At 63.3% G+C, this 22,457-nt stretch carries 23 protein-coding genes and 1 tRNA gene; 17 read left to right on the top strand and 7 right to left on the bottom strand.

Features of this window, described 5'->3' with window-relative positions; translation table 11 throughout:
- The first annotated feature begins 64 nt into the window (after positions 1 to 64).
- Positions 65 to 574, top strand: coding sequence for a hypothetical protein (locus ABID58_RS10265; protein ID WP_354032534.1), 510 nt, complete (start codon positions 65 to 67; stop codon positions 572 to 574).
- 28 nt (positions 575 to 602) lie between these two features.
- A complete protein-coding gene (locus ABID58_RS10260; protein WP_354032533.1) occupies positions 603 to 1,427 on the top strand; it encodes an alpha/beta fold hydrolase in 825 nt (274 codons plus the stop codon).
- 9 nt (positions 1,428 to 1,436) lie between these two features.
- On the opposite strand, the gene ABID58_RS10255 is transcribed toward ABID58_RS10260, so the two are convergent.
- Positions 1,437 to 2,090: a TetR/AcrR family transcriptional regulator gene (locus ABID58_RS10255; protein ID WP_148749895.1), complete on the bottom strand. Its 654-nt coding sequence runs from the start codon at positions 2,088 to 2,090 to the stop codon at positions 1,437 to 1,439.
- An 84-nt stretch (positions 2,091 to 2,174) separates the two neighbouring features.
- Here ABID58_RS10255 and ABID58_RS10250 point away from each other — a divergent pair, with 84 nt between their 5' ends.
- The 9 genes from ABID58_RS10250 to ABID58_RS10210 all read left to right on the top strand — a co-directional run bounded on the left by ABID58_RS10250 (position 2,175) and on the right by ABID58_RS10210 (position 8,119).
- A complete protein-coding gene (locus ABID58_RS10250; RefSeq protein WP_354032532.1) occupies positions 2,175 to 3,113 on the top strand; it encodes an SDR family oxidoreductase in 939 nt (312 codons plus the stop codon).
- A 26-nt stretch (positions 3,114 to 3,139) separates the two neighbouring features.
- Positions 3,140 to 3,799: an NAD-dependent epimerase/dehydratase family protein gene (locus ABID58_RS10245; RefSeq protein ID WP_354032531.1), complete on the top strand. Its 660-nt coding sequence runs from the start codon at positions 3,140 to 3,142 to the stop codon at positions 3,797 to 3,799.
- 82 nt (positions 3,800 to 3,881) lie between these two features.
- A complete protein-coding gene (locus ABID58_RS10240; protein ID WP_187434694.1) occupies positions 3,882 to 4,331 on the top strand; it encodes a DUF2948 family protein in 450 nt (149 codons plus the stop codon).
- Between the two features lie 158 nt (positions 4,332 to 4,489).
- Positions 4,490 to 5,785 carry a histidinol dehydrogenase gene (gene hisD / locus ABID58_RS10235; RefSeq protein WP_354032530.1) on the top strand — a complete coding sequence of 432 codons (1,296 nt, stop codon included), beginning with the start codon at positions 4,490 to 4,492 and terminating at the stop codon, positions 5,783 to 5,785.
- Positions 5,782 to 6,279 (top strand): UPF0262 family protein, encoded by a 498-nt coding sequence (locus ABID58_RS10230; RefSeq protein ID WP_354032529.1) that lies wholly within the window; start codon positions 5,782 to 5,784, stop codon positions 6,277 to 6,279. Before hisD ends, ABID58_RS10230 begins: the two co-directional genes overlap by 4 nt.
- Positions 6,280 to 6,284: 5 nt before the next feature.
- Positions 6,285 to 6,752 (top strand): arsenate-mycothiol transferase ArsC, encoded by a 468-nt coding sequence (locus ABID58_RS10225; RefSeq protein ID WP_354032528.1) that lies wholly within the window; start codon positions 6,285 to 6,287, stop codon positions 6,750 to 6,752.
- 158 nt (positions 6,753 to 6,910) lie between these two features.
- The gene (locus ABID58_RS10220; RefSeq protein WP_148749902.1) at positions 6,911 to 7,540 is read left to right on the top strand and encodes a Maf-like protein; all 630 of its coding nucleotides are present in this window, start codon (positions 6,911 to 6,913) and stop codon (positions 7,538 to 7,540) included.
- 136 nt (positions 7,541 to 7,676) lie between these two features.
- Entirely contained in the window at positions 7,677 to 7,859 is a 183-nt protein-coding gene (gene yacG / locus ABID58_RS10215; protein ID WP_148749903.1) for a DNA gyrase inhibitor YacG, read from the top strand.
- A gap of 184 nt (positions 7,860 to 8,043) precedes the next feature.
- Positions 8,044 to 8,119 (top strand) — tRNA-Phe (locus ABID58_RS10210).
- A 97-nt stretch (positions 8,120 to 8,216) separates the two neighbouring features.
- On the opposite strand, the gene eutC is transcribed toward ABID58_RS10210, so the two are convergent.
- From eutC to ABID58_RS10180, 6 genes are all read right to left on the bottom strand, one after another.
- Positions 8,217 to 9,014, bottom strand: a complete 798-nt coding sequence (gene eutC / locus ABID58_RS10205) for an ethanolamine ammonia-lyase subunit EutC (RefSeq protein WP_354032527.1) — start codon at positions 9,012 to 9,014, stop codon at positions 8,217 to 8,219.
- Positions 9,014 to 10,411, bottom strand: a complete 1,398-nt coding sequence (locus ABID58_RS10200; RefSeq protein WP_354032526.1) for an ethanolamine ammonia-lyase subunit EutB — start codon at positions 10,409 to 10,411, stop codon at positions 9,014 to 9,016. Before ABID58_RS10200 ends, eutC begins: the two co-directional genes overlap by 1 nt.
- Before the next feature lie 11 nt (positions 10,412 to 10,422).
- On the bottom strand, positions 10,423 to 11,250 hold the full coding sequence (locus ABID58_RS10195; protein WP_354032525.1) for an ABC transporter permease: 828 nt from the start codon (positions 11,248 to 11,250) through the stop codon (positions 10,423 to 10,425).
- A gap of 5 nt (positions 11,251 to 11,255) precedes the next feature.
- Entirely contained in the window at positions 11,256 to 12,467 is a 1,212-nt protein-coding gene (locus ABID58_RS10190; protein ID WP_148749906.1) for an ABC transporter permease, read from the bottom strand.
- Between the two features lie 65 nt (positions 12,468 to 12,532).
- Positions 12,533 to 13,582 carry an ABC transporter substrate-binding protein gene (locus tag ABID58_RS10185; RefSeq protein WP_354032524.1) on the bottom strand — a complete coding sequence of 350 codons (1,050 nt, stop codon included), beginning with the start codon at positions 13,580 to 13,582 and terminating at the stop codon, positions 12,533 to 12,535.
- Positions 13,579 to 14,625, bottom strand: coding sequence for an ABC transporter ATP-binding protein (locus tag ABID58_RS10180; RefSeq protein WP_354032523.1), 1,047 nt, complete (start codon positions 14,623 to 14,625; stop codon positions 13,579 to 13,581). The genes ABID58_RS10185 and ABID58_RS10180 overlap by 4 nt, the downstream gene beginning before the upstream one ends.
- Positions 14,626 to 15,004: 379 nt before the next feature.
- Here ABID58_RS10180 and ABID58_RS10175 point away from each other — a divergent pair, with 379 nt between their 5' ends.
- The 6 genes from ABID58_RS10175 (at position 15,005) to ABID58_RS10150 (ending at position 22,417) form a co-directional block, all read left to right on the top strand.
- Positions 15,005 to 16,390 carry an aminotransferase-like domain-containing protein gene (locus tag ABID58_RS10175; protein ID WP_148749909.1) on the top strand — a complete coding sequence of 462 codons (1,386 nt, stop codon included), beginning with the start codon at positions 15,005 to 15,007 and terminating at the stop codon, positions 16,388 to 16,390.
- A 6-nt stretch (positions 16,391 to 16,396) separates the two neighbouring features.
- Positions 16,397 to 17,644: an NAD(P)/FAD-dependent oxidoreductase gene (locus ABID58_RS10170; RefSeq protein WP_354032522.1), complete on the top strand. Its 1,248-nt coding sequence runs from the start codon at positions 16,397 to 16,399 to the stop codon at positions 17,642 to 17,644.
- 232 nt (positions 17,645 to 17,876) lie between these two features.
- The gene (locus ABID58_RS10165) at positions 17,877 to 18,542 is read left to right on the top strand and encodes a response regulator transcription factor (protein ID WP_354032521.1); all 666 of its coding nucleotides are present in this window, start codon (positions 17,877 to 17,879) and stop codon (positions 18,540 to 18,542) included.
- 173 nt (positions 18,543 to 18,715) lie between these two features.
- Positions 18,716 to 19,000 carry a circadian clock KaiB family protein gene (locus ABID58_RS10160; RefSeq protein ID WP_187434695.1) on the top strand — a complete coding sequence of 95 codons (285 nt, stop codon included), beginning with the start codon at positions 18,716 to 18,718 and terminating at the stop codon, positions 18,998 to 19,000.
- Positions 18,997 to 20,490, top strand: a complete 1,494-nt coding sequence (kaiC, locus tag ABID58_RS10155; RefSeq protein WP_354032520.1) for a circadian clock protein KaiC — start codon at positions 18,997 to 18,999, stop codon at positions 20,488 to 20,490. Before ABID58_RS10160 ends, kaiC begins: the two co-directional genes overlap by 4 nt.
- Before the next feature lie 25 nt (positions 20,491 to 20,515).
- Positions 20,516 to 22,417: a response regulator gene (locus ABID58_RS10150; RefSeq protein ID WP_354032519.1), complete on the top strand. Its 1,902-nt coding sequence runs from the start codon at positions 20,516 to 20,518 to the stop codon at positions 22,415 to 22,417.
- Positions 22,418 to 22,457 lie beyond the last annotated feature (40 nt).

Raw genomic sequence — 22,457 nt, 5'->3', positions numbered from 1 at the left:
GGCAATCCGATGAGGAGCGTAATAACAATACTCTGATCTCAATGCAGAGAGTAGGAGAGATGCCATGGTTCTCGGGATGAGCCTGCAAGCCTTCACACTGGTCCATGTCATCATCAGCCTGATCGCCATCGCCGCCGGCCTGATCGTGATGTTCGGCTTGCTCGGCTCGAAGCCGATGCCCGGCCTCACCGCGATCTTCCTCTTCTTCACCATCCTGACCAATGCGACGGGCTTCTTGTTTCCATTCAAGGAGCTGCTGCCCTCGTACATCATCGCTGGCATCTCGCTGGTGCTGCTCGCGATCGCCTGCATCGCGCTGTACGGCATGAAGCTCGCGGGCGCGTGGCGCCCGGTCTATATCGTGACCGCGATGATCTCGCTCTATTTCAACGTCTTCGTGCTGGTGATCCAGTCGTTCCTGAAGGTGCCGGCGCTGGCCGCGCTCGCGCCGGCCGTGCCGCCCGCGCCGCCGTCGGGCCCTGTGTTCGCCGTGGTGCAGGGCATCGTGCTGGTGTTCTTCGTGCTGGTGACCATCGGCGCCTGGCGCCGCTACAAGCCGATGGCGTTCGCCTGATCGTTTCTGACTAAAGGAGTCCCCCCCAATGCCCATCATCACCACCAAAGACGGCGTCGAGATCTTTTACAAGGATTGGGGTTCGGGCCAGCCGATCGTGTTCAGCCATGGCTGGCCGCTGTCGTCCGACGACTGGGACGCGCAGATGATGTTCTTCGTCACCCGCGGCTATCGCGTCGTCGCCCATGATCGCCGCGGCCACGGCCGCTCGGCGCAGGTCGCCGACGGTCACGACATGGATCACTATGCCGACGACCTCGCGGCGGTGAGCGCGCATCTCGACCTCAAGAACGCCATCCATGTCGGCCATTCCACCGGCGGCGGCGAGGTCGTGCACTACATCGCGCGCCATGGCGAGAGCCGGGTGGCGAAGGCCGCAATCCTCTCCGCGGTGCCGCCGCTGATGGTGAAGACCGAGGCCAATCCCGGCGGTCTGCCGAAGAGCGTGTTCGACGGCTTTCAGACGGCGCTCGCCGCCGGCCGCTCGGCGTTCTACCGCGACATCGCCGCTGGCCCGTTCTACGGCTACAACCGTCCCGGCGCAAAACCGTCGGAAGCGGTGATCCAGAACTGGTGGCGCCAGGGCATGATGGGCGGCGCGAAGGCGCATTACGACGGCATCGTTGCGTTCTCGCAGACCGACTTCACCGAGGATCTGAAGAAGATCAACGTGCCGGTGCTGGTGATGCACGGCGACGACGACCAGATCGTGCCTTACGCCGATTCCGCGCCGCTGTCGGCCAAGCTGCTCAAGAACGGCACGCTGAAGACCTACAAGGGCTTTCCGCACGGCATGCCGACCACGCACGCCGAAACCATCAACGCGGATCTGCTGGCGTTCTTCAAGGGCTGAGCGGATCGCTCACGCCAGGATCGCCCTGATCGCGTCGAAGGTCCGCTTGACGAAGGCCTCCGGCTTGTCGCGCGTGCCTTCGCTGAGCCAGCTCTCGCCGCCGACGCGCATCGCGCCGGTGGCGATCATGGCGACGAGGCGGGCCTTCAGCCGGTCCGACTTGTGCCCCGAGCGTTGCGCAAGTCCGTCCGCGAGCGCGCGCTCGAGCTTTTCGTATTTGAGCTGGTCGCGGGCCTGAAGCGCGGGATTGTCGCGCTTGAGCCGCGACATCGCCGCCGCCTCGGTCGGGTCGATCCGCTTGACCGCGGCTGCGATCGCGTTTTCCGCCGCCGTGAGCATGGACTCATCCGCAGGCCGCGCGAGGATCCCGGCGACCAGCGCGGCGGCCGCATCCTCCTGCCAGGCGGCGACGACGTCCTCCTTCGACGCGAAATAATGGAAGAAGCTCCGGCGCGAGACGTCGGCAGCGGCAGCGATGTCATCGATGGTCGTGGCCTCGAAGCCGCGCTCGAGGAACAAGCCCATCGCCGCGCGCTTCAGCCGCTCGCGGGTTTCCTGCTGCTTGCGCTGGCGCAGGCCGGGGCTGGCAGCGGATTTTGCTCGTGCCGGCAATGGCTTGGCGGCTTTGCTGGCCGATGTCGCGGCGGGCTTCGAAGCCTTCAAATCATTTCACCTCTTGCAAACTTGCACTCAGTGCACATTTAGACCCGTCGCTGGCCTCATTCCAGCCCTGAACGGAGATATGGCATGATCGACTGGACCACGGCTGACATCCCCTCGCTCAGCGGCAAGACCGCCGTCGTCACCGGGGCCACCGGCGGCCTTGGCTACGAGACGGCGCTGGCACTGGCGGGCGCCGGAGCCATCGTCATACTCACCGGGCGCAACGACGCAAAGGGTCTGCGGGCGATCGAGGGCATTTGCGCCCGGTTTCCCAACGCCCTGATTGCCTATGAACATCTCGACCTCGCAAGCCTTGCCTCCGTGGCCGATTTCACCCGGCGCTTTGCCGCCAGCAACGAGCAGCTCGATCTCCTCGTCAACAATGCCGGCGTGATGGCGCTGCCGAAGCGGCGGCAGACCGAGGATGGTTTCGAGCTGCAGCTCGGCACCAATTATCTCGGCCACTACGCCCTGACCGCCCGCCTGTTGCCACAGCTTCGCCGTGCGAAAGCTGCGCGCGTTGTTAATCTCTCCAGCCTCGCGCATCGCTCCGGCGCGATCAATTTCGACGATCTGCAGAGCCAGCGGTCCTATCGTCCCTGGCGTGCGTACTGCCAGTCCAAGCTCGCGATGCTGATGTTCTCGCTCGAATTGCAACGGCGTAGCGATGCGGCGGGCTGGGGCTTGCGAAGCGTTGCCGCGCATCCCGGCTACGCGCGCACCGATCTCATTCCGAACGGGCCTGGCACCAACACCCTGCAATGGCGAGTTGGTCGGTTGCTCCAGCCGTTGATCAGCCAGTCCGCTGCGAAAGGCGCACTGCCCACGCTATTTGCGGCGACGTCGGCGGCCGCTGAGCCCGCTGGCTATTACGGCCCGAACTGGTTCTACGAATTGAAGGGGCCGCCCGTGCCGGCGCGGATCATGCCGCAGGCGAAGGATTTCGCTTCGGCGGCCATGTTGTGGGATGTCTCGGCGACGCTGACCGGTGTATCCTTCGACGAGATCGCGGCCGCCGCATGAGCCGTGACTTCGGTGGGGACGTCCCGATGCATGTCATCATTTTCGGCGCGACCGGCATGGTCGGGCAGGGTGCGTTGCGCGAGTGCCTGGTCGATGCCGGCGTCGAGCGCGTGCTGGTGGTCGGGCGCAGCCCGACCGGCGTGCGCAACGGCAAGCTGACCGAGATCATCCACGACGATTTCACCGATTATTCGGCGATCGAGGCACAGCTCACCGGCTATGACGCCTGCTTCTTCTGTCTCGGCGTCTCCTCGATCGGCATGAGTGAAGAGCGCTACCGCCATCTCACCTACGACATCACGCTCGCCGCGGCGACGACGCTGGCGCGGCTCAATCCGCAGATGACCTTCACCTATGTCACCGGCGCCGGCACAGATTCCACCGAGCAGGGCTCGCGGATGTGGGCGCGCGTCAAGGGCAAGACCGAGAACGATCTACTCAAGCTGCCGTTCAAGGCCGCCTATATGTTCCGGCCAGGCGCGATCCAGCCTCTGCACGGGATCCGCTCGAAGACGCCCTGGGTGCAAGCGGTCTATGATGTGACCTGGCCGCTGTGGTCGGTGCTGCGCCGGATCTCGCCTGGGCTCGTCACCTCGACCGGGCAGATGGGCCGCGCCATGATCTATGTCGCCCGGGTCGGCTATCCCAAGAAGCTGCTGGAGATGAAGGATATCAATAGCCTCTAGTCCGCGTGATCGCTAGCTTGCGCGGAAATTTCGGCAGCCCGGCGCGTTGAGCCGTATCAGCCCTCGAGGAGAAGTGTCGGTGATGTCTCCCCAGCTCAAACTGATCGCGCTCGATGCCGACGATCTCGCGGTGATCTCGACCCATGTGCAGGATGCCCGCGTGCAGCCTTCCGACATCATCTGGCGGCAGGGCGAGAAGCGCCTGGTGGTCGGCATGAGCCGGCTGGACTGGGAGCAGACGCTGGCGGGCGAGACCGGGCCGCGCCGGCTGGTCTCAGCGCTCCGCTTCGATCGCGTGCTCGCCTGCAAGTCGCGCAACATCGATCTCGCGACACCCGAGGCGGTCCTGGACCTCGTCGGCATCGAGTTTCATCCCCGGGACGGCCGCGATGAGGAGCCCAGCGGCAGCGCGCTCTTGCTGTTCGCCCAGGGCGGCGCCATCCGGCTCGACGTCGAATGCCTGGAATGCGAGCTGACCGATCTGGGCGCGGACGAATTGGGAACGGGGCTGGGGATCGAGGGGGAGGGGTGAGGTTGCCTGTATACCTGCCGAACCGGCTCAGGCCCTCGCCGGAACGGTAGCTTCCAAAGGGGGCTGCCAAGGGTTGACGCAGCTTCCCCGCCGCGCCATTGAGCAGGGGGCCGGTGAGCCAGACTGCGCCCCCTCAACCAGCAGAAGCCAAGCCCAAAATGCCCGTTCGTCTCGACCGCAGCAGCGCCGATTTTGACCAGCGATTCGCGGCCTTTCTCGCCGCCAAGCGCGAGATCTCGGCCGATGTCGAGGCCGCCGCGCGCACCATCGTCGATGACGTGGCCAGGCGCGGCGATGCCGCCCTGCTCGAGGCCACGGCAAAGTTCGACCGGCTGACGCTGGATGCTTCCGGCCTTCGCGTCTCGGCCGACGAGATCGAAGCCGCGAAAAAGGCCTGCGATGCCACGACGCTGGATGCGCTCAAGCTCGCGCGGGATCGCATCGAGACCTACCATCGTCGCCAGCTGCCGAAGGACGAGCGCTTCACCGACCCGCTCGGCGTCGAGCTCGGCTGGCGTTACACCGCAATCGAATCCGCCGGCCTTTACGTGCCCGGCGGCACTGCGGCTTATCCGTCGTCGGTGCTGATGAATGCGGTGCCGGCGAAAGTCGCCGGCGTCTCGCGCCTGGTGATGGTGGTGCCTTCGCCCGACGGCAAGCTCAATCCGCTGGTGTTGGCGGCAGCCCATCTCGGCGGCGTCACCGAGATCTACCGCGTCGGCGGCGCGCAGGCTGTGGCCGCGCTCGCTCATGGTACCGCGACGATTGCGCCGGTCGCAAAGATCGTCGGTCCCGGCAATGCCTATGTCGCCGCCGCAAAACGGCTGGTGTTCGGTAAGGTCGGCATCGACATGATCGCGGGCCCCTCCGAGGTGCTGGTGATCGCCGACGACACCGGCAATGCCGACTGGATCGCCGCTGATCTCTTGGCGCAGGCCGAGCACGACGCCAGCGCGCAATCGATTCTGATCACTGACTCGGCGCGGCTCGCCGCCGATGTCGAGACGGCGGTCGAGGCGCAGTTGAAGACGCTGCCGCGCGCCGCAATTGCCGGCAAGTCCTGGGCCGATTTCGGCGCCATCATCATGGTGAGCTCTCTCGCCGACGCCATTCCGCTCGCGGACGCGATCGCTGCCGAGCATCTCGAGATCATGACCGGTGATCCCGACGCGCTCGCCGCTAAGATTCGCAACGCCGGCGCCATCTTCCTCGGGGCGCATACGCCGGAGGCGATCGGCGATTATGTCGGCGGCTCCAATCACGTGCTGCCGACGGCGCGCTCGGCGCGATTCTCCTCGGGCCTCGGGGTCGCCGATTTCATGAAGCGGACCTCGATCCTGAAATGCGGCCCGGACCAGCTGCGTGCGCTGGGGCCGGCTGCGATGACGCTCGGACAAGCGGAGGGGCTGGATGCCCATTCGCGCTCGATTGGATTGCGCCTCAATCTGTCATGACCCAGTCGCCCGAACAGGACGCCTCGACCAATCGCATCGTCGCGGTCACGCTCGACGAGGACTCGATCGGCCGTTCCGGGCCCGACATCGAGCATGAGCGCGCGATCGCGATCTACGATCTGATCGAGCAGAATTTGTTCGCTCCCGAGGGCGCCGACGGCAAGGGCCCATTCACGCTGCATATCGGCATCACCGGCAGCAGGCTGATGTTCGACATCCGCCGCGAGGACGGCACGCCCGTGGTCGCGCATCTGTTGTCGCTCGGACCGTTCCGGCGGATCGTGAAGGACTATTTCATGATCTGCGACAGCTATTACCAGGCGATCCGCACCGCGACCCCGGACAAGATCGAGGCGATCGACATGGGCCGCCGCGGCATCCATGACGAGGGATCGCGCACGCTGCAGGAGCGGCTGAAGGGGAAGGTGCGGATCGATTTCGAGACCTCGCGCCGCCTGTTCACGCTCATCACTGTCCTGCACTGGAAAGGCTAGGCGCGATGGCGGGTCCGCCACGCGCACGCGATCCGCAATCGGTGCTGTTCGCCTGCGCCATGAACAGCGTGCGCTCGCCGATGGCCGAGAGCCTGCTACGGCACATGTTCGCGCAGGGTCTCTACGTGAAATCGGCCGGTGCGAGGAAGGGCGAGCTCGATCCGTTCGCGGTCGCCGTGATGGACGAGCTGGGGCAAGACATCTCTACCCACAAGCCGCAGACCTTCGAGGAGCTGGAGGATTGGGAGGGGCTGAATTTCGACCTCATCATCACGCTCTCGCCCGAGGCGCACCACAAGGCGCTGGAGCTGACCCGGACGCTTGCCGCCGACGTCGAGTACTGGCCGATGCAGGATCCCACCACCATCGAGGGCAGCCGCGACCAGAAGCTCGCCGCCTATCGCGAGGTCTGCGACCAGCTCCTGATGCGGATCCGCCGGCGTTTCGCCAAGGTCGGCGCGGCGAGCGGGTAGCATTGGGCAGGCGTAACACCCGCGTCACAGACCAAGGGCACAGGCATATCGGACACCTCGAATCGCCAAAGTCAGGGTTCCCGGGTTGTGAAATCAGCCCCCTTCCGATAGGTTCCGCGCGCAATTCACCCCCTGCCTCGTCTCCCAAAAATCACCTGATGCTCGGCCGCCCCAAATTCGTTCTTGCCTCCGGTTCGCCGCGGCGCCTGTCGCTGCTCAACCAGGCCGGCATCGAGCCGGACGCGCTCCGGCCGGCCGATGTCGACGAGACGCCGAAGCGGGGCGAGCTGCCGCGTGCCTGCGCCAATCGCCTTGCGAGGGCCAAGGCCGATGCGGCGCTGAAATCGGTGCAGCTCGATGACGAGCTGCGCGGCGCCTTCATCCTGTCCGCCGACACGGTGGTGGCGGTTGGCCGCCGCATCCTGCCCAAGGCCAATCTCGTCGACGAGGCCGCGCAGTGCCTGCGGCTGCTGTCCGGCCGCAACCACCGCGTCTACACTGCGATTACGCTCGTGACACCGCGCGAGGCCTTCCGCCAGCGTCTGGTCGAGACCCGGGTCCGCTTCAAGCGGCTGTCGGAAGACGACATCCAGGCCTATATCGGCTCCGGCGAATGGCGCGGCAAAGCCGGCGGCTATGCCGTGCAGGGCATCGCGGGGTCGTTCGTGGTGAAGATGGTGGGCTCCTACAGCAACGTGGTCGGCCTGCCGCTCTACGAGACCACGACGCTGCTCGGCGGCGAAGGCTTTCCGATCCGCTTCGGCTGGCTCAACGCCACGGCCATTTGACCACGGCCCGACAAAAATCTCGAAAACAACCCCATGCACAGTAGAATCGGCAGGCGGCGCGCCTGCGCCTCCGCCGCAGGAACCCGTTTGCCGAGAGGCTCTTGAACCCTTTCACCTCGTGTAAGTTGCCGCCATCATGGACGACCACATCAAAAAGCCCGCTGCGCCCCTCAAAACCTGCCCGATCTGCGGCAAGCCGCAGGCGGAGGCCACCCGTCCGTTCTGCTCCTCGCGCTGCCGCGACGTCGACCTGAACCGATGGCTGAAAGGGTCCTATGTCATCCCCGGCCGCGACGACGAAGCCGACGGCGAAGAATAATTAGTTATATCAACAGCTTGCATGGAAGTTCGATGCATCGCGCGCCAGCCGCGGCAATGGCGCCCGACCTTGTGCACAGCCGGCCCGCACCCGGCGAAGCCTCTTGGCGAAGCCGGGTGGACAGGCCGCTTCCAGCCCACTATAAACCGCCCGCTCGATGGGCTTTGGCCCCTCTTTGGAGCACGCCCAGGTAGCTCAGTTGGTAGAGCATGCGACTGAAAATCGCAGTGTCGGTGGTTCGATTCCGCCCCTGGGCACCATTCCTGAACAGATTTACGAAACCTCGCAATGGCTGGAGTGCCGGTCTCGGTTGCTCGGTCATTTGCCAATGACTAGATAGGACATCGTTGTTCGCGCCTATTCTCGCGGCCCGACCGCGCTGATTGCTTCTGTTCCCCGCAAATCGTTGAGTCGGACGCCCGTCGTGGCATGCTTGAACGCCAGCTTCACCACACCGACGATCTGCGCAGCCGCGTCTTCCGGCGACAGTCCAGCGGGACGGATATTGGATATACAGTTCCGGCTCGAATCCATCATGCCGACCCGCGGCCGCCACGTGATATAGGCGCCGAGCGAGTCGGCTGCCGACAGACCCGGACGTTCGCCAATCAGGACGACGGCTAGCTTTGCGCCTAGCAATTCACCGATCTCGTCACCGACCGCGACGCGTCCCTGCCCGACAAGAACAAGTGGTCCCATCGTGAGGCCTTGAGCCAACAAGAGCCGGCGCAGCTGATCGACCAACGGCAGAAGGTTGATCTCGATAGCCGATGCGGAGAGGCCGTCGGCGGCGACGATCGCGACATCGCTGCCGCGTTGCTGGCCAACGATGGCCAGACGCCCTGCGGGCGATAGGCGGCGTCCCAGATCCGGGCGGCGCAGATATTCGGCGCGATCGGCCGCGGTGCTCTGGACATGGACGACGCTCCAGTCTCGCTCGCGAAGCGATTGCCCGATGGTGTCGAAATCAAGCGCGGCGTGAACGGCGTCACGCGCGCGCGCATGATCGAGCATGAACCGAAGGCCCGTGGCCGTCAGTTGCCCGGATCCGGCGCGCCCGAGCGCGATGCGCGCCGGCGTGAAGCGTCGCAGGCGCGCGAGTTTGTCGGTCACTGCGAGCTGGTTGTTCCGATCTGGCGGCTCGTCCGGCATCATCAGGCTTCCATCGTCTCGATCAGCGCAATGGCCGGACCGATCGCTCCAGACGCCGCTTTCTCAAGCAAACGGCCGTCCACGTCGGCGAGGCCCGTCCGCTGCAGCCAATCCTCGAACTCCGGAGCGCATCGCCGACCGAGAGTCTGACGGACGTAGAGGATGTCGTGAAACGCCAGACTCTGATAGTTCAGCATGACGTCATCGGCGCCGGGAACCGCAATGACGAAGGTGACGCCTGCGGCGGTCAGCAGCGTCAGCAGCGCATCCATGTCGTCCTGATCGGCTTCGGCATGATTGGTGTAGCAGATGTCGCATCCCATCGGCACGCCGAGCAGCTTGCCGCAGAAATGGTCCTCGAGTCCGGCCCGCGTGATTTTCTTGCCGTTGTAGAGATATTCGGGACCTATAAAGCCGACGACCGTGTTGACGAGCAGCGGCTTGAAGCGCCGCGCGATCGCGTAGGCGCGCGCTTCCATCGTCTGCTGATCGATTCCAAAACGCGCGTCGGCGGACAGTGCGCTGCCTTGCCCGGTTTCAAAATACATGACGTTCCGGCCGACCGTGCCGCGAGCCAGCGAGAGCGCGGCGTCATTGGCCTCCGCCAGGACGGATAGGTTGATCCCGAACCCTCGATTGGCTTTTTCAGAGCCAGCTATGGATTGAAAGACGAGATCGACCGGGGCGCCGAGATTGATGGCCTGGATCGCGGTGGTGACATGTCCCAGACAGCAGGTCTGGGTCGGAACTTCGAGGCGCTCCCGGACATTGTCGAGCAGGCTGACGATGCGCACATAGTCTTGCAAACTATCGGTCGCGGGATTGACGCCGATCACCGCGTCGCCGACGCTGAACAAGAGTCCGTCAAGAAGGCTGGCGGCAATTCCACGGGAATCGTCGGTCGGATGGTTTGGTTGCAGGCGCGTGGAGAGCCGGCCGGCAAGCCCGATCGTATTGCGGAAAGCTGTAACGACGTTGCATTTGGCCGCGGCCACGATGAGGTCTTGCACGCGCATGATCTTGGACACGGCGGCGGCCATTTCCGGGGTCAGGCCGGGGACCAGCGCGGCCAGATGGCTGGTCGTTGTCCGCGTGTCGAGCAGCCATTCGCGAAATCCGCCGACGGTCAGATGGGACACCGGTTCGAATGCCGTCAGATCATGGCTATCATGGATCAGACGAGAAACCTCGTCCTCCTCATACGGCACGAGATCGATATTCAGGAAGGTCTTGAGAGGAAGATCGGCCAGCGCCATCTGGGCAGCAACACGCTCGATGGCGCTCTGCGCCGCGACGCCGGCTAAAACATCACCCGAGCGGGCTGGCGATGCTTTGGCAAGCAGCGTCTTGAGATCGTGAAAGGTCCAGCGTGTACCGTTGATTGTCGTGTGATAGCACATGCAACAATGCCTCACTCGGCCAGGGCGCTGGCGCTTTGCCGCGATCGACGGGCGAGCAGATTGGCTACGATCAACAACAGGATCGACAGGCCCATCATCAAGGTGGCGGCCGCCGTGATCGCCGGACTCAATTGCTCTCGCAGGCCCGTGAACATTTCGAGTGGCAGGGTGCGCTGCTCGGCGTTGGCGAGGAATTGCACCACGACCACTTCGTCGAACGACGTCACAAAGGCGAAAGCGGCGCCTGACAATACGCCTGGCAGGATCAGCGGCAGCATGACCCGAATGAATCCGGTCAGCGGTCTCGCCCCGAGAATGGACGTCGCTCGCATCAGGTTGCGGTCGAACCCCGTGAGGCTTGCGCCGACGGTCACCACGACAAAGGGGCTCGCCAGAACGGTATGCGCGAGGATGATGCCGAAATAGGTATTGGCGAGCCCGACGCGGGCATAAAACAGATAGGTTCCGACCGCCGTCACGACGACCGGGACGATCAGGGGCGAAATCAGCAAAGGCACGACGAACCGCCGCGCCGGGAATTTCGGATCCGACAGGCCGATCGCGGTCAGCGTTCCCAGCACGGTCGCCAGCACGGTCGATCCCAATCCGATCAGCAGGCTGTTGCCGATGGCGGCGCGCCAGCGCGGCGTCCCGAGCACGACTTCGTACCACCGCGTTGAAAGCCCGGCGAGCGGGAAGGTGAAGAATGAACCGCTGTTGAAAGACAAGGGCACCGGCACGAAAATCGGCACGACGAGGAAGATCAGCACCAGCACGCACCAGAACCAGAGCGCGGTGACGCGGACCCATTCGGCGGTCGTTGGGTATGGCGACAACATGGCGTTCATCCCATCTTGAAGAGATCGAGACCGAGGTACCGCGTCAGGGTGACGTAAAGGCCGAGGGTAGAGGCGAGCAGCACGAAGCTCAACGCCGCCGCCATCTCCCAATTGAGCTCGACGTTGACGTAGTTGGCGATGAAATTGCTGATCAACTGGTCGCTTGCCCCGCCGATTAGCACCGGCGTGATGTAGTAGCCGAGGCACAGGATGAAGGTGAGCAGGCAACCGGCGAGAACGCCGGGCATGACTTGCGGCAGATAGACCCGCCAGAACGCGGTGAAAGGCCGGGCTCCAAGTGATTGGGCGGCTCTGACCAGCGAAGGCTTGACCGAGCGCATCACGCTGTAGATCGGCAGCAGCGTAAAGGGCAGCTGGATATGCGTCATCGCGATGATGAGCCCGGTGCGGCTGTACATCAATTCGAGGCGATCCGACGTCAGGCCGAGCCAGAGCAACAGGTCGTTGAGCAGGCCGAATTTCTGCAGGATCACGGTCCAGGCGGCGGTACGCACAAGGATCGACGTCCAAAACGGCAGCAGCACCAGAACGAGGACCATGCCGGCAACCGCGGGGCGCAGGTTGGTGATTACGAAGGCGAGCGGAAAGGCGAGCGCCAGCGTTGCGAGCGTGACGATCGTTGCGATCAGAAACGTCCGGCCAAAGACCCGGAGGAAGACCGCCTGGTCGGCCGGAACCGCGCCGATGGTCCCCCGCTCGGTCCATCGCAGGTCAAAGGCGCTGAGGAGATAGAACGAGGTGAAGCGGTTTGTGCCGGTGCGAATAGCCGCCCAGCTTTGCTCTTCGCCGAGCAGCGGAGCCGCCTTGATCATCGCCTCCTTGCCCGTCGCCTGATCCTGCGTGGCGATGCGCGCTACGCGGAGCACCTGGCTGCGGGCGCCGGGCAGGCGGGTGTTGAGGGCCTTGGCGAATTCATAAACGGCGCCTGCCGCCTGCGCCTGCTTCAAATCGGCCGCCAAGGCGAGGAAGACGGGCTCGCCGGGCACGCCGGCGCCGCTGTCCTGCCGGAGCGCCGCGATGGTGTGAGGCAGCGCATTGGCAATTGTCGGCTCGTAGACGGCCCGCGACAGCAGCGCGACGATCGGCGCGCCGAAACTGAACAACAGAAGCAGCAGGAGCGGGGCCGCCAACGCAAGCGGACGCAGGCCGTCCCATCGGTCCGTTGTGCCGATTTTCGGTAAGGCGATCGATGACATGAGGCACCCCTCGCGTGGCGTTAGGACCGGGTGGTGCCCGATCGGCGTTCTCGTCGCGGCCTATTCTATTGGGCGAGCCAGGCGTTGAAGCGCTTGACCAAGTCCTCGCCATGGTCACCCCAGAATTCGACGTCGCCGACCAGGTAGCTCTTCATGTGATCGGGCGCGGTGGGGAGTTTCGGCAGGACCTCCTTGGGAACGAACGGCGTCGCATCCGTCAGCACCGGACCATAGGGAATGAAGCGGCCGAGCCGCGCGCCGACTTCAGGATCGGCCGCATAGGCGAGATATTTGTAGGCGAGGTCGAGGTTCTTGGCGCCCTTCGGAATCGCGATCATGTCATATTCGACGATCTGGTTGTCCCAGACGATCGCGAAGGGGCGCTTGTCCTGGTCGATCGCGTTTTGAATGCGCCCGTTCCACGCGGTCGTCATGACCACCTCCTTGGAGGCAAGCAGTTGCGGCGGCTGTGCGCCGGCATCCCACCAGACGATATCCTTCTTGATGGTGTCGAGCTTCTTGAAGGCGCGGTCGACCCCGGCCGAGGTTCCCAGCACTTTGTAGATGTCGGCGATCGGCACGCCATCGGCCATCAGAGCCCATTCCAGATTCTGCGCGGGCGCCTTGCGCATGGCGCGCTTGCCGGGGAATTTCTTGGTGTCGAAAATATCGAGCACGGAAGTCGGCGCCTCTTTCAGCACGGTCGTGTCATAGGCCAACACGTCGCCATAGACATCGATGCCGACGCCGCAATCGAGCGCCGTGCCTGGCAGGAATCGCGAACGATCGGCGACCTTCGAATAATCGAGGCGGATCAGAACGCCGGCGTCGCAGCCTTGCAGGACCGTCGAGGTTTCGACCGTCACGAGGTCGATCGGCACATTGCCGGTCTCGACCATCGCTTTGATCTTGCCGAGCTCGCCGGTATATTCCTGCTCGTTGAACTTGATGCCCATCTTCTTGGCGAACGGCTCGAACCAGGCCTGCCGCAGCGCCGCCTGCCACGCGCCGCCGGTGGCCATGACGGTGAGTTCTTCGGCGCTGGCGGGTTGAAGCTGGCCGACGATCGCGGCGCTCGCCAAGGCAAGCAAGGTCGTCCTGGATACTCGCTTCATGAAACGCTCCCTATGTTCGCTGAGCTGCCGTCCGGGACGGCGCCTGCCGGAAAAGCCCGGCAATCGGATATAGGCCAGCAAAGGTCGATCGCTTCGCCCGCCGCCATCGTTGCTTCAGGTCCGACTTTTACAGTCAGGATCTGCCCGCTCGCCAAACGCGCGAGTAGGCGCTGATGGTCGCCGTGATAGATTCGGCCATCGACCGTCGCCTGAAACCGGTTGTCCGAATCCGCGCCGGCGCCCGACAGCCCGATCCGCTCGGGCCGGATCGTCAGATGGACCGGCGCGCCCGGACGAATATCGCCGATCGCCATCGCGGTCGTCTTCAATCCTGTTGGCAGCGCGACCAGACATTGATTGCCGACGACGCGTTCGACGACACCATCCAGCGCATTGTTTTCGCCAATGAAGCCTGCGACGAACGCAGTCGCCGGCTTATTGTAAAGCTCGTCCGGCGTTCCGATCTGATCGATGGCGCCGCTTTCGAAGATGGCGACGCGATCCGACATCGTCAGTGCTTCGCTCTGGTCGTGCGTCACGTATACGATGGTGACGCCGAGCATCTGATGGATCTGCATCAATTCGATCTGCATGTGCTCGCGCAGCTTCTTGTCGAGAGCGCCGAGGGGCTCGTCCATCAGAACGAGGGTCGGCTGGAAGACGAGCGCGCGGGCGAGCGCGACACGCTGCTGCTGACCGCCCGAGAGCTGCGCCGGCTTGCGGTCCTTGAAGCGCTCCAACTGCACCATTTCGAGGGCGCGCACGACTCGCGGCCCGATCTCCGTCCTCGGCAGCTTTCTCACCGACAAAGGGAAGGCGACGTTGTCCGCTACGCTCATATGCGGAAACAGCGCGTAGTTCTGGAACACCATGCCGATGTTGCGTTCATAGGGCGGCAGGCGGTCGACCGACTTGCCATCGAGCGTAATGACGCCCTCGCTCGGACGTTCGAAGCCCGCCAGCATGTTCAAGGTCGTGGTCTTGCCGGAACCTGAGGGACCGAGGAACGTCAAAAACTCGCCCCGGCCGATGCTCAAATTCAACCGGCGGACCGCATGAAAATTGCCGTACGATTTCTCGACGTCAATGAATTCGACAAATTTGGCGTCGCCTTGGCCCGTTGCGAGTCGCGCGCTTGCCGCAAGGGGACTACGAAGCGACGAACTTTGTCCGGTCGAAACCATCGCTCCACCTCCCAAGGTTGCCCACAATTATGTGACCACACAATAGACGATTGAGTGACCGTACAATGCGGAAATCTGAGCGTCAAGGCTATCAAATGATGCAATTTACGGCGTCGACCATGTCATATAATAGGCAGTTGAAGCCGTAAGGAATGCATACAAGTCGGATTGTCCGATTCTTTTCTCCATGTTAAGAATGCCTTGGCCAAGACAAGAACGCTCGGGGCACCCAGCCGAAATGCTCGAAAATCTGGAACTGCCGGACAACGATCGACCGATTTATCAGCGTTTGGCGGATGCCATCGGTGAACGAATTGCTTGCGGCGAACTGGCTGAGGGCGACAGGTTGCCGCCACATCGAGAAATTGCGCGCCTGCTCGGCATCAATGTCACGACCGTCACCCGCGCCTTCTCGGCCTTGCAACAGCGCGGACTCGTTGAGGCGCGCCCCGGCCGCGGGACACTTGTCGCCGCGAAGGAGACGGAGGAAGGTGGATTCAAATCCGCGCCCAGCGATGAGGCCGGTCTGATCGATCTGTCCGTCAACAGGCCGGCGACGTCGGCTTATCGCGACGCGCTGGCGCTTCTTCTGCCGCACATCGCCAAAGATCGCCGATTTGGCGCGTTGCAAGACTATCATCCCCCGGAAGGTCCGCTATGGGCGCGCGCCGCGGCTGCGGATTGGCTCAATGGCGTAGCGGGCGATGGCGATGCCGGTCGCGTTGTCCTGACCGACGGCGCTCAGCATGGCCTTGCCTGCGTGCTACGGGCCCTGACGCAGCCCGACGATGTCGTCCTCGCTGATTCCATCACCTATCAAGGCATCAGCGCGCTTTGCCGGTCACAAGGTGTCGACCTGCGTGGGGTGTCGATCGACCGAGAGGGCATGCGGCCGGATGCTCTCGAGGCGGCTTGCGCGACCTTGCGCCCTCGCGCGGTTTTCCTCGTACCCAGCTTGCACAATCCGACAACGGTTACATTGAGCGAAGAGCGCCGCCGCGCGCTCGGGGCGATTGCGCGGCGCCATAACGTGCTGATCATCGAGGACGATGTCTACCGTCCGTTGCTCGATCGCGCCATTCCATCTTTCGCGGCCCTCGAACCTGAACTCACAGTCCACATCAGCGGCCTATCGAAATGCATCGCACCCGGCCTGCGCTACGGATTTGTGGTCGCGCCACGCGCAGTCTTGGGCAATGTCGCGGCGGCGCTGCGGATTGATTGCTGGAGCATCAGCCCGCTCACGGCATTGGTTGCCACCGTTTTGCTGGAAGAGGGGACCGCGAAGCGGATCATCGAATTCCAGCGCGAGGAACTGCGCCGGCGGCAGGCCATTTTGCGCGACGCCCTCGCGGCATTCGATGTTCAGACGGACGAGACGTCGCCTCACGCCTGGCTGCATTTGCCCGAACCGTGGCGAGGCGCTGCTTTCGCGCGCGCCTGCCGTCAGCGCGGCGTAGGCGTGCTTCCTGCGGACGCATTTGCGGTAGGACGCGAAACGCTCGCCCACGCCGTGCGCATCAATGTGGGCGCGGCGCCTTCAGCCGGCGAATTGCGGCAGGCGCTTTCGATCATGGCTGAACTGCTGAATGCCGGTCATCTCGAAATCTCGGGCGCGGTGTGAGGCGCCGTGGCGGAGTTGATCAAAACAGACGTCGCGATTGTCGGAGCCGGAATCATCGGCCTTGCGATTGCATTTCGGCTGGCGGGAGCTGGCCGTGAAGTCGTTGTCGTCGATCCGAACGAGGCAGGTTCGGGCGCCTCGTACGGCAATGCCGGGACATTGGCTCCTTACGCCTGTGCGCCGGTCGGCAACCCCGACGTTCTCTGGAATCTGCCGAACCTGCTTCTCAAGGCGGACAGCCCTCTCACCGTCAGGCTAGCCGCCTTACCCGCACTCGTTCCCTGGCTGTCGCGGTTCGTTTGGCAATCCGCGCCGGCTCGAGCGCGCCGCAACGGACACGCGCTTGCGGGCTTGCTCAAGGATGCGATGCCGGATTGGCGAGCGCTCGCCGAAGAGGCTCGACTTGCGGACCTGCTTCGCTATGAAGGCTGCCTCTATTACTATCGGGGAAAGCTTCCGCAAAAAGATAGCGAGTGGGGCGCCCGGCTGCGGAACGAGCTCGGCGTCCGACAGGAATGGCTGACGTCGGCAGAGGTCGCAAGGCTGGAGCCCGCGCTTCCTCCCGCGGCCGGCGGCGTTTTTTTCTCCGATGCGGCCCATACCGTCGATCCAGCCGTGATGACCCGCCGACTGGCGGCCGCAGCCGAGGCCAAGGGTTCTACGTTCGAACGCGCCCGCGTGGATCGGCTGGAGCCGCAGGACAGCGGACGCATCCGCTTGATCTGCCGCGACCGCACGATCGAAGCGCATACGGTCGTGCTCGCCGCCGGCGCCTGGTCGCAGTCTCTGGCTGCGCCAATTGGAGAGAATATTCCCCTCGATACGGAGCGCGGCTACCACATTGAATTCGCGATGGATGTCTGTCCGATCAACAGGCCCGTCAGCCCGGTCGATCTGGGCTTCTATATCACACCCATGGCCGGTCGTTTGCGGGTCGCGGGAACGGTCGAGCTTAGTGGCCTCTCGGCACCGCTCAATCAGAAGCAAATTGCTCTCCTGGAGCGAGGCGTCCGCAAGCTTTTCCCGAATCTCGGACCCGTTCAATCGCAGTGGCTCGGCTTTCGCCCCTCGCTTCCGGATTCGCTGCCCGTCATTGGACCGAGCCGACGCTATCCGAACCTGATCCACGCCTTTGGACACGGACACCTCGGCATGACCTTGGCCGGCGTAACCAGCCGCGTCGTCGTAAGCCTCATCGAAAGGCGCAATGACGTTCCGGACCTTGGCGCATTCCGGCCTGACCGGTTTGGTTGAGTGATTTTGCGCGGCCGGATACCTCGCTCCAAAACCGCGCGCTGTCCACGGCTGCCGGCCTGGTGATGTCATCGATCAGGGAGGGCGGCCGAGCGCGCTGGCCGTTTTGATCCGAAATAGTGCTTTTCTACTAGCGGCTTAGTCGGGAGGAACCACACTTCTCGCACGGCGTTGTCAGGGCGAACATTTCAAAGTTCGTCAGCCCCATCACCAATCGCAAAGGGGAAACGCCATGGATGACGTGGTGAATGATCGTTCGCGCCCGCAAGAACAGCTCGAGCGCGTCGTGACTGCACTCGGAACAGGAGCGGTGCTACTCGATTCCAATCGCGAGATCGCGTGGATCGATGAGCGCACCCGCGAGCGCCTGAACGGAGGCATTGACGAGCTCGCCGCGTCGTTGCGCACGCTCGATGCCGGCGCCGCCGTTCATTGTTGTCTCTCTGCCCAACAGATCGTGATCAATGGAGATGCGGTCACGATATGCCTTATTCAGGAACGCGAGCCTTTCCCGGACGAGCATGGACGTGATGCGGTCACGGCACTGGAGGCCGCGTTGGCCGATCCATCCCGGTTTACGCGCTCGATCATCGAAGCGCTCAAGGCGTTCCGCAAGGCCAAGCCGGCGCCAAGAACCTCCGATCTTGACATTCTCTCCGATCGCGAGCGCGAAGTCTTGGGCCTGATCTGCGAGGGCCGCAGCGATACCGAAATGGGGACCATGCTCAATCTTTCACAGAATACGATCCGCAACCACATCGCCTCGCTGTATCGGAAGATCGGTGTGAACCGCCGCAGCGCCGCGATGATTTGGGCACGTGAGCGCGGCATCACGCCTCAGGATGCCTTGTCCGGACGGCGGCGGACATCGCCGCGCCCGAGTCCCTCGGTTGAATAAGGCTTACTAGAAGGTTGGTATTTCTCTCTCTCTTGCGCACGAGGCGCGGAAACGCTCTTACTTTGCGATCCATCGCGCGTGCGGATGAAATCGATCATCCGTACTGAAAGGGGTGGCAGCGGGTCTGCCGTCGCCCGCTGGCGCCCCGCGATGTGCAACCAGGGCCACGCCCCGTGATCGACCCAATTCTACGCCTCTACGTTGCCGGAACCTCGGCAACTGCCCGGCGGGCTGAGAAACAGCTTGCCGAGCTTCAGGCGCGCATCCATCCGGCGTGCAAGGTCGAAATCATCGACGTTCAGGAGAGGCCGGAACTCGCTGAAAAGTCAGGCATCCTGGCGACGCCAACGCTCGCGTATGAAAGCCCTGAGCGCTCACGGCGCATCGTCGGCGATCTCGGCGACACCAGGCGTGTCCTGGATTTTCTCGGCATAGAACTGAAAGGGAAGTCCGCATGATCGCGCAAGACGAGGACATGGAGGTCTCGGATGTCCTGGACCGGGTGAAGACCGGTGTGAATGCCTTCGATGAGCTGGTGATGGGCGGCCTGCCGCGTGGCCGCACGACGGTTGTCGGCGGGACGCCAGGTAGCGGCAAGACGGTGTTCGCGACCCAATTTCTCGCTCATGGCATTACTCACTACGGCGAAAACGGGGTTCTGGTGACGTTCGAAGAGCCGCCCGTCGATATCGAGGCCAACATGCGCAGCTTCGGCTGGGATCTTCCCGCCTGGCGCAAGGAGGGGCGCCTGGCCTTTGTCGATGCGAGCCCTTCGGCGAGCGACGAAATGGTGGTCGGCGATTACGATCTGGCCGGCCTGCTGGCGCGCATCGATCATGCGGTCAAAACCGTCCGCGCCCGTCGCGTGGTGCTGGATTCGCTGACGCAGCTCTTCGATCACTTCATCGGCGACCCGAAGATATTGCGCCGCGAGCTGTTCCGCATCAGCAGTGCCCTGAAGAAATCGAAGCTCGCGGTGCTGATGACCGCAGAGCGCAACAACGAATATGGTGAGATCACGCGCCATCGCCTCGAAGAGTTCGTTGCGGACAATGTCGTGATTTTGCGCAACGTGCTTCACCGCGAAAAGCGCCGCCGTACCATCGAAGTGCTGAAGATGCGCGGCAGCCATCACGCCGAAGGCGAGGCGCCGTTCACCTTACTGGAGAATCGCGGTGTCGTGGCCGTGCCTCTGTCGTCGCTGCGCCTCGAACAGCAGTCGAGCATGGTACGGGTGACCAGCGGCAATCCCGCGATCGACGAGATGTGCGGCGGCGGCTTCTTCCGCGACAGCGTCACGCTCGTCAGCGGCGCCACCGGGACCGGCAAGACGCTCTTGGTGACGAACTTCCTCGCCGGCGGCGTCGCCGCGGGCGAAAAGTCCATCCTGTTTGGATACGAGGAGAGCAGAGGCCAGTTGTTTCGCAACGCAAGCGGCTGGGGCGTGGACTTCGCGCAAATGGAGGCGGAGGGCAAGCTCAAGATCATCTGCCTCTATCCGGAAGCGCAAGGCTTGCCGGATCATCTCCTCACCATCCAGGGCCTGGTCGATGAATTCAAGCCGAGCCGGATTGCGATCGACAGCCTCTCTGCGCTGGAGCGAATCGCCCCCGACGCGGGCTTTCGCGAATTCCTGATCAGCCTCACGTCCTTTATCAAGAAGCGTGAAATCGCCGGCCTTTGCACGGCGACCAGCAAGTCGCTGGTCGGTGGCGAAAGCGTCAGCGAACAGCACATTTCGACGCTGACCGACTCGATCATTCTGCTGCGCTATATCCAGGAGCAAGACAGGATGCATCGCGGTCTGATGATCCTGAAGATGCGAGGCAGCGAGCACGCCAAGGAGATTCGCCGTTTCACCATCGACAACACCGGCATGCATCTCGGTGATCGTTTCGAGGACGCACCCAACGTGTTCACCGGCGGCGATCCCGAGTACAGACGCTGAGGTCCGGACCGCCGAATAATACCCCATGCGAGACATCACGATGAATGCGGCAAGTCCCCGAGGAAGCGGTGGTATCGATCAGGCGGACATCCGCTTCCTGGTCGAGAAGAATGCCGACGGAATCATCGTTGTCGACGAAGACGGCATCGTGTTGTTCGCCAATCCGGCCGCGGAACAGATTTTCGGCCGCGCGCGCGAGACGCTGACCGGTTCGCCGATCGGCATACCTCTGATCGGCGGCGACACGACCGAGATAGCGATTCATCGTCCGGGCGGCGGTTCGATCGACGCCGAGATCCGAGTTGTGGATACGACGTGGGATCGCCGCCCGGCGCTTCTGGCGAGCTTGCGCGATATATCGGCGCGAAAGGCGATGGAAGAGCGGATGAGGCAGTCGGCCAAGATGGAGGCGGTCGGCCGGCTGACCGCCGGCATCGCGCATGACTTCAACAACCTGTTGACGGTCGTGCTTGGAAACCTGGAAAGCGCGCGGCGGCAGTCCGCCGTGGCGACGACCGAACGGGCTCAGGCCCTTGACAACGCGACGCGCGGCGCACGCCGGGCCGCAGTTCTGACCGAACGGCTGCTTGCCTTCGCGCGTCAAAAGCCGCTGGAGCCGGTCCTCCTCGATGTCAACGAAATCGTGTTGAGTATGTCCGATTTGCTTCAGCGCACTCTGGGCGAGAGCATCAATGTCCGTACCGTGCTCGATCCCGAAGCCTGGAACATCGAGACCGATCCGACCGAACTGGAAGCAGCGATCCTGAATCTCGCCGTCAACGCGCGTGATGCGATGCCGGATGGCGGTGAACTCGTGATTGAAACCTCGAATGTCGAGCTTGAAGCCGCCTATGCCGCAGCCAACGCCGATGTGACGACCGGACCGAATGTGATGATCGCGGTCTCCGATACAGGCACGGGGATGACGGCCGATGTCCTCAAGAAAGTGTTCGAGCCGTTTTTTACGACCAAACCCGACGGCCGCGGGACCGGTCTCGGACTCAGCCAGGTCTACGGCTTCGTGAAGCAGACCGGCGGCCACCTGAAGCTTTATAGCGAGCCCGGGCTCGGAACGACTGCGAAGATTTACTTCCCAAGAGCATCGAAAACGCCGCGCAGCCCTAAAGCCGATGGACCGAAAAAGCTTGACCATGTTCCGCTCGCCTGCGAGGGCGAAGTCATCCTTGTGGTCGAAGATGACGAGGATGTTCGCAACTACACCGTCAGCAGCCTGCGCGAACTCGGCTATGTCGTGTTTGAAGCCATCGATGGGACCTCTGCGCTCGAGATCGTAGAACGCGAAGCACGAATCCATCTGCTCTTTACCGATCTCGGCCTTCCGGGCGCCATGGACGGAAGGGCGCTTGCGGACCGCGTTCGCGTCATCAGGCCGTCTTTGAGGACACTCATCACGACAGCATACGCCGGCAGTGTCCTTCTCAGCGAGGGAAGGCTTGCTCCTGGCGTCGAACTACTTAGTAAACCTTTCACTTTGACCGCTCTGGCCATGCGTATCCGGGAATTGCTCGATCGGGACGAAGAAGGTCAGGGCGGCCGCATTCTTGTCGTCGATGACGAAGTCCTGATTCGCATGTTGGTTGTGGATACTCTCGGGCGCGAAGGGCTGCAGGCTGAAGAAGCCGGCAGCTTCCATGAGGCTCTCGCGAAGATTCGAAACATCGGCGACAACCTGGTCGGGGCAATCATCGACCTCGGTCTTCCAGACAAGCCCGGCGATGGACTTGTCGCCGACATCAGGGCTTTGCAGCCACATTTGCCGATCATCTTGGCAACCGGCTATGCCAGGGAGAATGTCCGCCAGCGGTTTGCGCAAGATGCGTTGCTGCAGATCGTAGCAAAGCCGTTTGATATGGAAACTCTCATGGCTGCGCTGACAACGATGGGAGTACGAACGCGGAGGATCTGATACGATGCGTTGTCAGATGGCGCGAGAGCGCTCTAGGTGC

The organism is Bradyrhizobium sp. S3.2.6 (assembly GCF_040546885.1).
In the GTDB taxonomy this organism is placed as follows: Bacteria; Pseudomonadota; Alphaproteobacteria; order Rhizobiales; family Xanthobacteraceae; genus Bradyrhizobium; species Bradyrhizobium cytisi.
This window is presented reverse-complemented; position numbering and strand designations above follow the sequence as displayed.